Annotated in this window: 14 protein-coding genes; 11 read left to right on the forward strand and 3 right to left on the reverse strand. The window is 57.3% G+C overall.

The window, feature by feature from the left end:
• Positions 1-26: 26 nt before the first annotated feature.
• Genes LIO98_RS02110 through nrdR form a run of 3 tightly spaced genes read right to left on the reverse strand, consistent with a single transcriptional unit; the run spans position 27 to position 3,312 of the window.
• Positions 27-716, reverse strand: a complete 690-nt coding sequence (locus tag LIO98_RS02110; RefSeq protein ID WP_291952871.1) for an anaerobic ribonucleoside-triphosphate reductase activating protein — start codon at positions 714-716, stop codon at positions 27-29.
• A gap of 3 nt (positions 717-719) precedes the next feature.
• On the reverse strand, positions 720-2,843 hold the full coding sequence (nrdD, locus tag LIO98_RS02115; RefSeq protein ID WP_291952872.1) for an anaerobic ribonucleoside-triphosphate reductase: 2,124 nt from the start codon (positions 2,841-2,843) through the stop codon (positions 720-722).
• A complete protein-coding gene (gene nrdR / locus LIO98_RS02120; RefSeq protein ID WP_291952875.1) occupies positions 2,836-3,312 on the reverse strand; it encodes a transcriptional regulator NrdR in 477 nt (158 codons plus the stop codon). Before nrdR ends, nrdD begins: the two co-directional genes overlap by 8 nt.
• A 372-nt stretch (positions 3,313-3,684) precedes the next feature.
• Here nrdR and LIO98_RS02125 point away from each other — a divergent pair, with 372 nt between their 5' ends.
• The 11 genes from LIO98_RS02125 to LIO98_RS02175 all read left to right on the forward strand — a co-directional run.
• Complete coding sequence (locus LIO98_RS02125) at positions 3,685-4,680, forward strand: hypothetical protein (RefSeq protein WP_291952877.1); 996 nt, start codon at positions 3,685-3,687, stop codon at positions 4,678-4,680.
• 1 nt (position 4,681) lies between these two features.
• The gene (locus LIO98_RS02130) at positions 4,682-5,500 is read left to right on the forward strand and encodes an electron transfer flavoprotein subunit beta/FixA family protein (protein ID WP_291952879.1); all 819 of its coding nucleotides are present in this window, start codon (positions 4,682-4,684) and stop codon (positions 5,498-5,500) included.
• Positions 5,497-6,501 (forward strand): electron transfer flavoprotein subunit alpha/FixB family protein, encoded by a 1,005-nt coding sequence (locus LIO98_RS02135; RefSeq protein ID WP_291952881.1) that lies wholly within the window; start codon positions 5,497-5,499, stop codon positions 6,499-6,501. The genes LIO98_RS02130 and LIO98_RS02135 overlap by 4 nt, the downstream gene beginning before the upstream one ends.
• The gene (locus tag LIO98_RS02140) at positions 6,501-7,928 is read left to right on the forward strand and encodes an FAD-binding oxidoreductase (RefSeq protein WP_291952883.1); all 1,428 of its coding nucleotides are present in this window, start codon (positions 6,501-6,503) and stop codon (positions 7,926-7,928) included. Before LIO98_RS02135 ends, LIO98_RS02140 begins: the two co-directional genes overlap by 1 nt.
• Positions 7,929-8,255: 327 nt before the next feature.
• A complete protein-coding gene (locus LIO98_RS02145; protein ID WP_291952885.1) occupies positions 8,256-9,323 on the forward strand; it encodes a branched-chain amino acid aminotransferase in 1,068 nt (355 codons plus the stop codon).
• A 400-nt stretch (positions 9,324-9,723) separates the two neighbouring features.
• Positions 9,724-10,542 carry a nitrilase-related carbon-nitrogen hydrolase gene (locus LIO98_RS02150; protein WP_291952887.1) on the forward strand — a complete coding sequence of 273 codons (819 nt, stop codon included), beginning with the start codon at positions 9,724-9,726 and terminating at the stop codon, positions 10,540-10,542.
• Between the two features lie 59 nt (positions 10,543-10,601).
• Positions 10,602-11,597 (forward strand): carbon-nitrogen hydrolase family protein, encoded by a 996-nt coding sequence (locus tag LIO98_RS02155; RefSeq protein WP_277004045.1) that lies wholly within the window; start codon positions 10,602-10,604, stop codon positions 11,595-11,597.
• A 31-nt stretch (positions 11,598-11,628) separates the two neighbouring features.
• Positions 11,629-12,642 (forward strand): DctP family TRAP transporter solute-binding subunit, encoded by a 1,014-nt coding sequence (locus tag LIO98_RS02160; RefSeq protein ID WP_291952891.1) that lies wholly within the window; start codon positions 11,629-11,631, stop codon positions 12,640-12,642.
• 65 nt (positions 12,643-12,707) lie between these two features.
• A complete protein-coding gene (locus LIO98_RS02165; RefSeq protein ID WP_277004041.1) occupies positions 12,708-13,223 on the forward strand; it encodes a TRAP transporter small permease in 516 nt (171 codons plus the stop codon).
• Positions 13,224-13,225: 2 nt separating this feature from the next.
• The gene (locus LIO98_RS02170) at positions 13,226-14,506 is read left to right on the forward strand and encodes a TRAP transporter large permease (protein WP_291952894.1); all 1,281 of its coding nucleotides are present in this window, start codon (positions 13,226-13,228) and stop codon (positions 14,504-14,506) included.
• Between the two features lie 25 nt (positions 14,507-14,531).
• Positions 14,532-15,465 (forward strand): C-terminal binding protein (locus LIO98_RS02175; protein ID WP_291952896.1); only part of this gene is annotated, 934 nt, incomplete at its 3' end.

Raw genomic sequence — 15,465 nt, forward strand, 5'->3', positions numbered from 1 at the left:
TATAAAAAACGCATAAACTAAAAATTTTAGCCGCGAATGCTTATACCAGGAAACAATCTCTCCAACTCAGCCGGATTGGCGGCGGTATATGATAGAAACCTCCCGTCAAGACAGCCGGTAGGCTTAAAGCACTGCACCACCCAATGGGCGTCGTCGTTTAGCTGTTCGCGTATCGCGGGCAGATCTTCCGGGCGGTGGAGCGCGGGCACAAAGGTGGTACGAAACTCATAGGAGCGGGCGCGCTCCTTGACGATCCGCACCGATTCCCGTATCTTCGCGATCTCCACCGGCACCGCCGCGAGCCGCGCGTACGACGCGGCGTCGAGCGGCGCCTTGATATCCATCGCGACGTGCTCCACAAGCCCTTCGTCGATCAGGACGCGCAGCTGCTCCGGGTCCGTGCCGTTCGTATCGAGTTTGACGGCGAGCCCCAGCTCCTTAAGCTCCGCCAGAAGCGGACGCAGTCCGGGCCATAGCGTCGGCTCGCCGCCGCTGACGACGACGCCGTCGAGAAACTTCGCGCGCCGCTTTACGTCGGCGATAATCTTTTTCACCGACAGCTCGCCCACGCCCGCCGTCACCAGTTCGCCGTTATGGCACCATGGACAGCGGAAATTGCAGCCGCAGGTGAAGATCACCGCCGCGACATGACCCTCCCAGTCTAAAAAAGAGGCGGGGAGATATCCCCCCGCCCTCGTCTCTTCCATTTGTTCCATCTATTACGCGGGCATTTCAACGGGGCGGCGCGCGCGGTCTTTAAGTTCGCCGCGCTTTCCGGCGTTCCACGAAGAGGTGCGCGTGAAATATCCCGTAACGCGCGTGATGCCGTCGACATCCTCGGAGCCGCAGAGTTCGCAGTGGTCCGAAAGGCCGCGCTCCATGTGGCTGCACTCGTTGCAGATCGTAAACTCGGGGCTGAACGCCACCTGCGCGTTTTCCGTATGCTTGAAGGTCTTCATCACGAAGGAGGCCAGCGCCTTCGGGTCCGGCTTATGCTCGCCCATCCAGACGTGCGTGATGGCTCCCGCCTTGATCATCGGATGAAGCTCGCCCTCGCGCGCCACCTTGTCGATGGGGTCCTGCACAAGCTTGTAGTTGAGGTGCGTGCTGTTCGTGTAGTATATCTCGCCGGTGTCGAAGCACCCCTTGATGTACTTCTTCGCGACGTCCGGATAGGCCCGCAGGTCAAGCTTCGCGAAACGCAGCGCCGTACTCTCCGCTGGCGTCTGCTCTAGCACGATCTTGAGGCCGTAACGCTCGGATAGCTGCTGGCACTTGAGGTCCATATACTGGATGACGGCGCGCCCGAGGGTCTCCGCCTCTTCGCTCTCGTGAAGCTGCGCCCCCGTCATCGCCTGCACCATCTCGTTGAGGCCGAGGATGCCGATGAGATGGCTCGCCTTGCGCATGCGCAGATAAGGTTCGTCGTCATGCGAGACGCAGAGCGCGGCAAGCGGCCCCTTCTCCCCGAGGTCGAGGATATTCTTTATAAAGGCGCGCTTCTGGAGGTGAGCCTTGGCGGCAAGCTCCATCTCCGCGTCAATGATGTCGAAGAGCATTTCGTCGTCGCCGTTGGCCTTATAGGCGGCGCGCGGCAGATTCAGCGTGACGTTTTGAAGGGCGCAGTAGCGCATCTTCCAGGGATGCTTCGCCTCGTTGAGGTCCTCCAGCGTAAGCTCGAAGGAAAGGCGGCAGCACTCGGAAAGCTTCGCCACGCCGCCGCGGTCAAAGACATAATAGGTGTTGCCCTTCTCGGAGGATAGGCGGCAGGCGTGGTCAAGACACTCCTCCCAGCCCTCTTCCTTAAAGAAGTAATCGGTGATATGAAGCAGCGGCTTCGGGAAGAAGAACGGCTGCCTGCGGCTGTCGCCCTTCATGTAGACGTCGAAGAGCGCCTTGAGGAACATCTTCGACTCCTTGTCATATTCGGCGTAGGTCTTGCCGGTAAACTTGCCGCCCGGCCCGATCGCGGGGACGTCGCGGAAGTGGTTCGGTATCTCGTAGTAGAGGTTAACGTCGGTGAAAGCCACCTGGCCGCCCCTGCCGCCGGCAAGCTGGTTGAACTCGAAGATCAGCTGCTGCGCGAGCTGGAGGTACCTATCGTAGTCCCAGCCGACAGTATAGGGGGCGAAGTACATATTCACCGCGTCCCAGCCGATGGCGCCTGCGAAATGGTTCTGCAGCACGGAGGTCATCTTCAGCATATGCGCGAGGAGAACGTCGGCGTGCTTCGCGGGGTTCGAGACACTCGTTATCGATGGGATGTTAAGGCCGTAACGCGCCGTGTAGGCGACGCTCTGCCCGGAACAGTAGGGGCGGTTCACCATGCCGAGGTCGTGAAGGTGGATGTCTCCATTAAGGTGCGCGTCGGCTACGTCTTTGGAGAAGACCTTCGTCAGCGCGTATTCCTTAAGCACCATCTCCGCGATCGACAGGTTGATCGATTCGGGGTTATGGCTTGTGTTGCTGTTCTCCTTGTTTTTATTGAACATCATCGTTTCTAAATCGTGGACAGGAAGGCCAATGCGCGAATGGTCCGCCAGCTTCGCTCCGAGTCCGCGCTGGAAAAGTTTGACGTTGACCATCTCACGGATGATCGAGGTCGTCACATTAGAGCGCCCGTATTTAAGAAGATCGTCCTCCACCTCGAGGGCGATGCCCTCCGCGGTGGCGGGGTCGGTCCCCGCCTCTATGATAAGTGCGTCGCGGATCCTGCTCGCGTCCCAGGGGGAGCGTTCCTCCTGCGCGAGCGCGTCGACCATCAGGGCCAAGTCCGTAGACTCTCCCCGATTTTCAAACAGATATCCCTGCCTGCCAAAATTATTAATAAGTTCCTCAGCCATTGCGGTGTGCCTCCTTGTCGTCCAAAAGCCTCGATATCTCGTTCGTGAAGCTTGATATATCCGTAAATTCCCTGTAAACCGAAGCGAATCGCACATAGGCGACCTTGTTTATCCCGCGCAGCTCTTCCGCCGCCATCTCTCCAAGCACCGTCGTCGATATCTCACCCTGCCCCGAGGCGCGTACCCGCTCCTCAATGCGCACGGCCGCGGCCTCGATCATCTCCAGCGCCACCGGCAATTTCTCGCAGGCGTGCTGAAAACCGCGGATGAGTTTATCCCTGTCGAATGATTCCCGTCTGCCGTCCTTCTTAACAACCCAGAGGTAACTTTTCTCCTCCAGCCGCTCGTACGTCGTGAAGCGGCTCTGGCATTCGGGGCATTCCCGCCGTCTGCGGTTGACACGCCCCTCATCGGAACTGCGTGTCTCTATCACTCTTGTCTCAGGGGCACCGCAAACGGGACATCTCATTATTTATTCCTCCAGCCGCTATATATGTTCAGCTAGAAGATTATAACACTAGATATGGTGTTACGGTAGGCAATTTTACTACCCACAATGGCAATGAGGCGTAAGGCTCATTTTTCTTCTCACCAGCGGCACAACAGGAGAAATTCACCCAATCGTTATTTGCGGTATAAAAAATTCCCCGCGATCCACGATGCGTGGAAAATAGGGCGGTGAAGGGCGCTAATGGAACAAATCTTGATTTCAATAATTGTAAAAATGTATAATTCTTATCATCTTCGCGCTATCATAGGCGGATCGAGGCAGACTTTTTATTCAAAGAAACAGATATATAAGAAAAGCGGAACCACCGGCAGAAAATAGGGGGACGTCGACATGCGGAACCTGGAGCTCTATAAAATAATGGAATATGCGAAATTGTCGGGGGCGTCTTATAAATCCGAGGCGGAGATGCGGGATTTTTTAAGCAGCGAACCCTGCCCTGGCAAAAAATACACGGTAATCAAATATCGGGACAATCCAAAAAGCGGATTCCAGGGTTATTTATTAAAAGACACGCTGAACGCCCGCTATGTTTTCGCCTTCAGAGGGACGGAATTCATCAGAGAACTGGTGAAGGATACGATACTGACGGACGCGCACATGATGCTTCTCGGAGCGCCCCGGCAAATGTATGACGCCTTGGAATTCGTCGCCGAAATGCAGAGAGAATACGGCCTCAGTGAAGACGACACGATTTTTACCGGTCATAGCCTCGGTGGTTCGCTGGCCGCGATGGCAGGCTACGTCTTTGGCTTTGAAGCATATGCCTATAATCCATATGGTATCGGAAAGCTGATCCGGTCCGCCGGCAGCGGAGGCGGTTTCAATATAAAAAAAACTATCGGCGAACACATGAAAGAACTGGGTGTCGACGTTAAAAAAAGCGAAAAATCCATCCACAGCTATGTCAACCTGGGGATGTTCGCCCCCGATTTCGTCGCCGGATTACTGACCTATATGACAGTATCATTTCACGTGGGAGAGGTCCAATACCTCAAAGACGCACCCGGCAACTGGCTCAGTATCATAGACAAGCATACCGTTGGAAAGACCCTGGAAAACCTCGGCAGTCAAAGATGGGCCGACGAAGCGGAGGCAAAGGGTTATTTTATTCGCTGCTGCGAAAAGATGCGTGAACGAAAAAATGCCGCCCCACCACGCCGCCGTCCGCTCTCAGCCGCGGGAGCGAAATATTCCGGCTGCCGCTCCTCGTTCCGCAGGCCGCGGATACGTAACAAAGAAAGGCCAGCGCGCCGCAAAACCTTGACGCAACAGCGCATTGCGTATATCTTTTTAAGATATTTTAAATTCCTCAAAGGAGGAAGGTAATTTGCAAATTGCAGTGCTGGTAAAACAGGTGCCCGCTGTGGACACGGTGAAAATAGACGAAACGACGGGCACGATGATACGCGACGGCGTCGAGGCAGAGCTTAATCCGCTCGACCTGCACGCGGTCGAGGCGGCGGTCAGGATCAAGGAATCCCGGCCGGGAGTTGAGATAACGGCGGTGACCATGGGACCGGCGGCGGCGCAGAAGGCCGTCAAATACGCCATTGCGATGGGCTGCGACAGGGGGCTGCTGCTCTCCGACAGAAAATTCGGCGGCGCGGACACCCTCGCCACGGCCCGCACCCTCTCACGGGCGCTGCTCAAGGCAGGTCCCTTCGACCTCCTCTTCGCGGGCGAGCGCGCGACCGACGGCGAAACCGGACAGGTCGGCCCGGCCTGCGCGGAATTGATGGGGATCAGCGTCCTCTCGTACGTCAGCGCCATCGAGGAGATCAGCGATGAAAAGATCCGCGTCGTGCGCGCCGTGGAGGGCGGCCACGAGACGGTCGAATCGCCGCTACCCGCGATGGTCATCCCCGTCAAAGAGATGAACATCCCGCGCCTCTGCACCCTGGGCGGCAAACTCTGCGCCAAGGCGGCCGAAGTGCCGCTGGAGACGGCGGAGGCCCTTTCGATGGACGCGGCGGAGACGGGGCTCACCGGCTCCGCGACCCAGGTCGTCAACGTGACATATCCAAAGGTGACGCGCCAGGGGCGCAAGATAATCGCCGCCGACGGCATCGGCACCGCGATAGAAGAAATCATGAATCTGCTGGAAGAAAAGAACTGTCTGGAAGAGACGGGAGGCGATACGAAATGAAGAATATTGCAGAGGTCTGGACACTCGCCGAAGTTCGCGGCGGCAGGGTCCACCCCGTATCGCGCGAACTGCTCGCCTGGGGACGCGAACTGGCGGACGCGCTCGGCGCGCCGCTGGCCAGCGTCGTGATCGGCAGCAACATCAAAGAACAGGCCGCGGCGCTCGCCGCCTACGGCGCGGACAAGATATACGTCGCGGAAGCCCCTGAATTTGAAAACTTCAAGGCAGACATCGAAGTTGCGACGCTTGCCGACCTCATCGAAACATACAAACCGACGATCCTCATCGCCTCCGCGACCACCCAGGGACGCACAGTGATGCCGATGCTCAGCGCCCGCCTCGGCTGCGGGCTGACGGCTGACTGCACGGAGATGGCGATCGACCCCGCCACCAAACGGCTCATCCAGACGCGGCCAGCGATCGGCGGCAACGTCATGGCCGACATCAAGACAAAAGGACGCGACCCGCAGATGTGCACCGTGCGCCCCAAGTCAAAGCGCCCCCTGCCAGCTGACGGCTCGCGCAAAGGCGAAGTGATAGAGTTCAGGCCAAGAGAAGACACCCTCGCCTCCCTCATCAAATTTATAAGATTCGCCCCCGAACAGTCGGTCGGACTGCCGCTGCAGGAGGCGGAGATCATCGTCGCCGGCGGAAAGGGTATGAAAAACGCGAAAAATTTCGCACGGCTGGATGAACTTGCCCGCCTTCTCGGCGGCTCGGTCGGCGCCTCGCGCATGGCCGTAGACCTCGGCTGGGCGCCCTATTCGGCGCAGGTGGGACTCTCAGGAAAATCGGTCACCCCGCGGCTCTACCTCGCCTTCGGGATATCGGGGGCCGTGCAGCACATCGCGGGAATGTCGGGCGCGGAGACGATCGTCGCCGTCAACCAGGATCCCGAGGCCCCCATCTTCCGCGTCGCGGACCTCAGCGTTCAGGGCGACGCGATGGAGGTGCTGAACGCCCTCATCGAGGCCGTCAAAAAATATAAGGAACATCATTGATGGAGCAGTACGGCGCAATAACTGAGGAAATATATCAAGAGCTGCTCGCGGCCGTCGGCCCCGGAGGCGTCATCATAAACGACTCCGAGGCCCTCGACAACTACGCCTGGGATCAGGCTGGGCGCATCTGGGGACACATGCCGGAGGCGGTCGTCAAACCGGCGGATACCGCGCAGGTATCGGCGGTTATGAAGATCGCCAGCCGTGAACATATCCCCGTAACGCCGCGCGGCGCGGGCAGCGGCCTTAACGGAGGGGCTGTGCCGCTCGCTGGCGGCATCGTCCTTTCGCTTGAGCGTATGAACAGGATACTGGAGATAGACAAAGTCAACCGCGTCACCGTCATCGAACCGGGGGTCGTCACCAACGACCTCTGCCGCGCCGCCGCGGAAGAGGGCTTCCTCTACGCGGGATATCCTATGAGCACCGAGACCAGCTTCATCGGCGGCAACTTTGCGACGAACGCCGGAGGCGGCAAGGTCATCCGCTACGGCAACACACGCCGCCACGTCCTCGGCGCCGAGGCCGTCCTGCCCTCCGGCGAGATAATCAATCTCGGAGGCCGTTTCCGTAAAGACACCTGGGGCTACAGCCTCATAAACCTGCTCGCCGGCAGCGAGGGAACCCTCGCCGTCGTCACCAAGCTCATCGTCAACCTGGAACCTAAGCCGGGCATGACGGTAAACCTGCTCGCCTGCTATCCGAGACTGGAAGAACTCGTAGAGAGCGTAGCCAAGGTTATCGGCTCGGGCAAACGCATCATCTCCTGCGAATTTATGGATAAAAACCTCGTTAAATACACGACCGAATACCTCGGCTGCACCCTGCCCGAACAGGACAGAAGCGAGGGGTACCTGCTGATACAGGTCGAGGGCGACACGGAGGCGCAGCTTGAAGAGGGGTACGAGACTGTCGGAAAGATCTGCCTCGACTGCGGCGCCTTCGAGGTCTTCGTCGCCGAGAGCCGCACCGACTCGGCGGCGATGTGGAACGTGCGCCAGAACGGGCTGGAGGGAATGCGCGCGCGCGATCCGCACGCCTGCGCCTCGGGCAACCTCATGGTGCCGCTCTCCTCAGTGCCCGAGATGATACGCAGGATAAAAGAGATAAGCGCCGAATGGAACATCGAGATCGGCATCATCTCGCACATCGGCGACGGCAACATCCACCCGATACCACTAAAACCGGCGGATATGACCCCCGAACGCTGGGCGCGGTACGCCGAGGAATTCTTCACCGCCCTCATTCGCGAAGCGATCGCCCTCGGCGGCGTCGGCAGCGGCAAGCACGGCGTCGGCCACGTCAAGCAAAAGGTGCTGATGGACAGCAAATCACCAGCGGAGATAGAACTCCTCCAGGGCATCAAACGTGCCTTTGACCCGCACAACATCATGAACCCCGGCAAGATGTTCTCTCCGCTTGACTGATTCTTAGACGCCGAAGCGCGCGCCTCCCCAAACGGGCGGCGCGCACTTTTTATTGACACGGCAAGGTTTCCGCGTCCACCGGCGGCAAACGCGGCGGCGCATATCCATCCTTCGGCTACAAATCTTTGACAAAAAAGATGTATACTTATCTAAATGAGGCTCGCGCCTCCGGCACTCCGGCAAATTGGACTTTGACCGAGAACCGGACGGCGGCGGAAAAGACGGCACAGAGATCCACTCCGCAGGAGCGAATCGGCAAAAACATGGCAGACGTGAACGTTACCGTCCTATCGTCCGCCAGATAATATGAAAAGAGGGAAAATCATAATGGCAGAGATCAGAATCGAAAAAACGGCGCATCCCAAGGAAAAGCCGGACAGCGGCAGCCTGTCCTTCGGAAAATACTTCACCGACCATATGTTTGTGATGAATTATGAAAAGGACAAGGGCTGGTTTGACCCGCGCATCGTTCCGTTCGCGCCCTTTGAGATATCGCCCGCGGCGATGGTCCTTCACTACGCGTCCGAGGTATTCGAGGGGCTGAAGGCATACAGGAGACCGGACGGATCGGTGCAGCTCTTCCGCCCGCAGGAGAACATCGCCCGCATGAACAGGTCGGCGGAGCGCATGTGCCTGCCGCAGATAGACCCGGAACTCTTCATGGAGGCGCTGCTGGCTCTTGTCAGGACCGACAGCGATTGGGTGCCGGCCGGTGAGGATACCACCCTTTACATCAGACCCTTCCTCTTCGCCACCGACCCCAAACTGGGCGTGCACGCGCCCTCGATGTGCACCTTCGCGATCATCCTCTCACCCGTCGGCCCCTACTTCCCCGAGGGTGTCAACCCCGTTAAGATATTCATCGAGAAAGAGGACGTGCGCGCGGTACGCGGCGGCACCGGATTCGCGAAGTGCGGCGGCAACTACGCCGGTTCTCTCCGCGCGGGCGAACGCGCCGAGGCCAACGGCTTCGCTCAGGTGCTCTGGCTCGACGGCGTGGAGAAAAAATATGTCGAAGAGGGCGGCGGCATGAACATCATGTTCAAGATCAAGGACAAGGTCGTGACCCCCGCGCTGCTGGGAACTGTGCTGCCGGGCATCACGAGAAAATCCGTCATTGAGATGCTCAAATCGTGGAACATCGAGGTCGAAGAGCGCCTCGTCACGCTTGAGGAGATCCTCACGGGGATCAAGAACGGCGACGTGGAAGAGGCCTGGTGCTGCGGCACCGCCGCCGTCATCTCGCCAATCGGCGAGTTCGCGACGGAGGACGAACAGTATACCATCGGCGGCTTCAAGAGCGGCCCGCTGGCCCTGAAACTTTATCACGCGCTCACAGACCTACAGTTCGGCCGCACAGAGGACAACTTCGGCTGGACGGTGCGCGTCGCGTAGAGCGGCACTGAAACAAACGTACGTCTTAAAGAGCCTGCCGCACGGCGGGCTCTTTTTTTGTTAACAGGCTTTTGAACAGATAAAGAACATATGAGCAGACGGCAGAGAAACGGCTTCACCGTTCTGGACGGCGCTCCTGAAGGGCTCTCTGCCGCGCCTCCGTAAGATTCACCTTTTGTGCGAAAGCAACAAACCTTTGCTGACACAATTCACTAAAAATCAAATTCCAGTCACCATTCACCCCTTTTGTTAGAACTTTAGCAAAACATTAGGAACTATAGTTTTTATATTAGTCTTATAAAAATAATAGTTGACACACAAAAATAGTAAATTTATAATAAGTGTGTTCTAAAATTATTTTGGTACTCCAAATTTTAAATTATGAAGGGAGAAGGCGATTTTGGAAGAAAAAAAAGCCTTTAGAGTTGGTTTGGTACAAATCCCCGTAATTATGGGAGACAGGAAGAAAAACATGGAGACCGTCGAGGATTGGATGAAAAGGTACTACACTCCCGACGAACTCACGACGGCTTTGGTTCTTCCCGAGCTGTGGGACACGGGATACGCCCTCGATTCCGTGGAGAAGCTGGCCGACGGCGAGGCCGCGGAGACTACGGAGTTTCTCTCCGGCCTGGCAAAGAGATACGGCTGCTGGTTCACCGGCGGCTCCGTGATGGCCAAGAGCGGCGGCAAATATTACAACCGGGCGCTCATCGTCAACCAACAGGGAGAGCTGGTCACCTTTTACGACAAGGTCCACCTCGTTCCCTTCATCACCGTCGAAGACGGCGTCTTCGACCACGGCGAAAAACCCTGTCTCTTTGAGATGGACGGCATCAAATGCGGCAGCATCATCTGCTACGACATCCGCTTCCCCGAATGGATAAGGATATACGCCCTTAAGGGCGCCGAGGTGTTATTTATCTGCAGCCAGTGGACGCGGGCGCGTATGGATCTCTACAGGACGATGATCAGGGCCCACGCGATCGAAAATATGTTCTATACCGTCGCCGTAAACAACTGCGATTATTCGGGAGATATCGATTTCGGCGGCGGCTCCTTCGTATCTTCGCCGACCGGCGACGTTCTGACGGAGTGCTCGGGAACGCTGGACGGCAAATTCTCCGAGATCGACGTCACCAACATCAATCAAAACCGCCAATTCCTCAAAGTATTTGAAAAAAGACTGCCTCACCTATACCACGACATCATCAAATAGATAAATTTCAGGACTTAATACAGAAAAACCGCTCAACAGCTCATGAAAGGGGAATGCAAATGAAGAGAAACCGAGAGCAAAACAAGGTCAGGGTGGGCGTCGTCCAGCTGGCTCCCGTACTGATGGACGCGGAGGCATGCCTGAAGAAGGCCCTGCTCTATATTGAGGAGGCGGCCTCAAAGGGCTGCGAGCTGGTGATGTTTCCCGAGGCGTATATCCCATGCTATCCAAAGGCGATCACCTTCGGCTCCGTGATCGGCTGGCGAACACCGGCGGGACGCCGCGACTGGCGGCGGTATTACGACAATTCGGTCGAGGTCGGCGGCCCCATTTTCAACGCCCTCGCGGAGGCGGCCGCGAAATATAAGGTCCATCTGGCAATGGGCTGCATCGAGCGCGAGCGCGGACACGGCACCCTATATTGTTCGATGCTCTTCTTCGGCCCGGACGGCGAATATCTTGGACGCCACCGCAAACTGAAGCCGACCGCGGGAGAGCGGGTGGTCTGGGGAGAGGGCGACGCCAGCGACCTCACCGTCATCGACGCCCCCTTCGGACGCTACGGCGCCGTCATCTGCTGGGAAAACTACATGCCGCTGCTGCGCACGGCGATGTACAGCAAAGGCATCGAGATATATCTGGCGCCCACCGCCGATTACCGCGAATCATGGCTCTGCACCGCGCGCCACATCGCCCGCGAGGGAGGATGCTTCGTTTTGAGCGCCAACCTCTGCTATAAACTCTCCGACTATTCCAGCGAGATCGAGACCAGGGTCGACGAGGCGGATATCCCCGCCGGCATCATCAATGAGGCCGGTTCGGTGACCAACGGCGGCAGCGCGATCATCAGTCCCTTCGGCGAGTATCTCGCGGGGCCGATATACGATTCGGAAGAGGTGCTCGTAGCGGACCTCGACATGAATATGCTCGCGGAGGCGAGGATAGATTTCGATCCCGTCGGCCATTACGCGAGACCGGACATCTTCAAACTTTATGTCAACGAAACGCCGCTGAACCACGTCGAGTTTTACTCTGAAAAAGAAAAAGACATCTAACATTCAACAATAAAATCAGGGAGGCAGCCTTATGAAGAAAATTTCCAGCATTTTTATTATGATAACGATACTCGTCCTCGCTCTCTCCGTAAGCGCCAACGCGGCGGTCGAAATAAAACTGAGCCACTTGGGACCGACTCCCGCGGTTGGAGCAACAAACGACGAAGGCTGTAAGGCCTTTAAGAAGTATGTCGAAGATAAGTCAAACGGCGAAATAAAGGTAAAGATATTCCCCAACAACCAGCTGGGAAATGAGAGGGAACAGTTTGAAGGCGTGCAGATGGGGACGATACAGATGTGCTCTATCAGCACCGGCACGCTCTCCACGGTGGACAAGCAGATGCTCGTGATGGACATCCCCTATCTTTTCGCCAACAAAAAGGCGGCCTACAGCTTCCTTGACGGCCCGATGGGCGTCCAGATCCGCGATGATTTCGGCGCCAAGACCGGCGCGGTGATGCTCGCCTACGGCGAAAACGGCTTCCGCCATTTCACGAACAGGGTCAGACCGATAAAGTCCCCCAAGGATATCTCCGGACTTAAAATACGCGTCCAGGAAAACCCGGCGCACATCGCGATGATAAAATCGATGGGCGCGACGCCGACGCCGATCCCCTTCGGCGAGCTTTACACCGCGCTCTCCCAGGGCGTCGTCGACGGACAGGAAAACCCCGTCTCTCTGACGGAGTCCAGCCGCCTCCACGAGGTGCAGAAGTACCTGACGCTTGACGGCCATTTTTACAGCCCCTTCGTCCTCATCGCCAACGGCGGCCTCTTCAAGAAACTTACGCCCGCGCAGCAGCAGATCGTCCGCGACGGCGCAAAGGCCTGGAGCGAGAGACAGCGTGTATTCAACACCGCAGACGAAAAGAGATCCCTCGAAGTCATGGCTAAGGACGGCGTACAGATCACGGAGCTGTCGCCGGCGGAGCTGGCGGAATTCCAGAAGGTCACCCAGGCCGGCTCTCTCCCGCTCATAGAGAAGGAGATCGGCAAGGATTTCCTTAAAAAGGTAATGAACGCTGCCTCCGAAGCGGGTAAATAAAAGAACAGGGGGCGGCGGGCCTTAAGCCGCCCCCTCTCTTATAGTAGTGAGAGGAGCGAAATTATATGGATTTTTTACGAAAGATCGATGAGAAGTTAATGAAGATAGAGGAATGTATCGTGGCTGTATTGCTCTTTATCATGACAATCGCGATATTTGTCGCCGTGGTGGAGCGCTTCGTCATCCAGCTAGGGCTTACGTGGGTCGAAGAGTTTGCCCGTTATCTGAGCGTCTGGGCCGCCTTTGTCGGCGCCGGCCTCGCGGTGAAAAAGGGCGCTCATATCGGCATAGAGGCCTTTGTGCAGATACTTCCCAAGAGGGCGCAGAAGATCGACACTCTCGCCGTCGACATCGTGGGCATCCTCTTTTCCGTGATCGTCACCTGGATAGGGGTCGGCTTCATCTTCAAGCTCTCCGCCGCGGGGACCGTCTCTCCGGCGCTGGGCGTGCCGATCACCTGGGCGTACGCCGCGGTCCCCTTCGGCTGCGCGCTGATGGCGGCGCATTACCTCATAAAGTTCCTGGTAGGCCTCTCTGACCTTATATCGGGACGCGGCGAAACAGAAACAGAGGCGGTGTGATCATGGTCGTACAGGTACTCTCCTTCGCTCTGGCAATACTCTGCATCATGAACGTCCCTATCGCCATCTGTCTCGGCGCGGCCTCCTTCCTCGCCCTCTATATGGACGGCAGCGTGCCGCTGCTTCTGCTGGTGCAGAGGATGTTCACCGGCACCGACTCCTTTACCCTTTTGGCGATCCCCCTGTTTATGATCGCCGGAAGGCTCATGGAATGGGGCGGAATATCGAAGAGGCTGATAGACCTCTCGATGAACGTCGTGGGCGGCATGTACGGCGGACTGGCAAACGTCTCGATCCTCGCCTGCATGTTTTTTGCCGCCATCTCCGGCTCCGCGCCGGCGACGGTGGTGGCGATAGGCTCCATCATGGTACCGGCGATGCTTAAAGAGGGTTACGGAAAGGCCTTCTCCGTCGCCATACTGGCCGCCGCGGGAATAATCGGCGTCATCATCCCGCCGAGCATCCTCTTTGTCTCATACGGGGTCTCTATCGGCGCCTCCATCGGCAAGCTCTTCATCGCGGGCATCATCCCCGGCGTCATAATGGGGCTCTCCCTGATGCTGTTCTGCTATATAGTGTCGAGGATAAACGGCTGGAAGAGCAGCGTGAAGCCCACCTTCCGCGGATTCCTCTCCTCTTTGAGAAAATCTATCTGGGGCCTTCTCATGCCGATAATAATTCTCGGCGGGATCTACGGCGGGATATTCACCCCCACGGAGTCGGCCGCCGTCGCCTGTATCTACAGCCTCTTCGTCGGCTTCTTCGTATACAAAGAACTTAACGTGAAAAATACCTACATCAGCTTCTATGAGGCCGGCACCACCTCGGCGATGGTACTGCTAATCATCGCCACCGCGACGGCGATGGGATGGATACTGACCACCGAGCAGGTGCCCCTGAGGATCGCAGAGGCGCTCTCCAGCCTGGCGCAGAGCCGCTATTCCCTGCTGCTTTTCCTGAATATAATGCTCCTGGTGACGGGATGTCTGATGGAGCCCAACGCCGCGATCATCATCCTCGGCCCGATATTTCTGCCGCTCCTGCAGCAGGCCAATATCGACCTCATTCATTTCGGCGTCGTAATGGTGGTCAACATGGCGATCGGTATGCTGACGCCTCCGCTGGGGGTCAACCTCTTCGTCGCCCAGAGCCTCCAGAAGGATATTCCCATAAAATCGATCATCTCCGCCGTCACGCCGATGATCATCGTGCTTTTGGTGAACCTGATGCTGTTCACATATATCCCCGCGATATCGACAGTACTTCTAAAGTACTTCGCCTAAAATAACTGAAAAGGTAGTGACTTACATGCAGAACGCAAAATATCTCGTTGGTATCTACAGTATGTTCAACAGAAACGGCGACTGGGAGATGGAAAAGCCGATCCTCCAGCCCTATGGATTTGACGCCGTCGTCATCGACGAAAAGGACAAAGAGGGGCTGTGGAATGTTCTGGACAAACTCGACGCGCTTCTCATCGCCAACAACGACCTCTCCGTCGAAGAGGTCGCGAAGATGAAGAAATGCAAGATCATCTCGCGCCAGGGGATCGGCCTCGACAACATCCCTGTGAAATACGCCGAGGATAACGGAATCATGGTCTGCAACGTCCCAGACTGCAGCACTCCGGAGGTGGCGGAGCACGCCGCCGCCCTGATGCTGACGGTGGCACGCAAGATCCCCTTCTACAACGATAAGATCAAGATTGAAAGGATATGGAACCATACAAGCTTTGAGCTGAGGCCCCTGCGCGAAATGACGGTATTTCTCGTCGGCTTCGGAAAGATAGCGCGCCTCACGGCCTCGCATATAAAGCCGCTGTTCGGCAGGGTCATCGCCTACGATCCCTACGCAGACCGGAAGGCCGCCGACGAACTGGGCGTCGAAATAGTGGACAGCCTCGAAGAGGGGCTGCGTCAGGCGGACATCGTGAGCCTTCACCTGCCGCTGACGGAGGATTCACGGCACATGATCAATAAAGAGACTCTCGCTATTATGAAGAGCGACGCCTATCTGATCAACCTCGCGCGCGGCCCCCATGTGGACCGGGACGCTCTGGAAGAGGCGCTGAACGACGGCGTGATCGCCGGCGCGGCTCTCGACGTAATCGAATATGAACTCGACGTGGAAAAGGGAGATTTTTCTCACCCGCTTTTCTCCAACCCCAAGGTGATCTTCACCCCTCATACTGGCTGGTATAGCACGGGCTCCAACCGAAAGGCGCGGACGGTCGCCGCGCAGG

It is taken from the genome of Cloacibacillus sp., assembly GCF_020860125.1.
Lineage (GTDB): Bacteria > Synergistota > Synergistia > Synergistales > Synergistaceae > Cloacibacillus.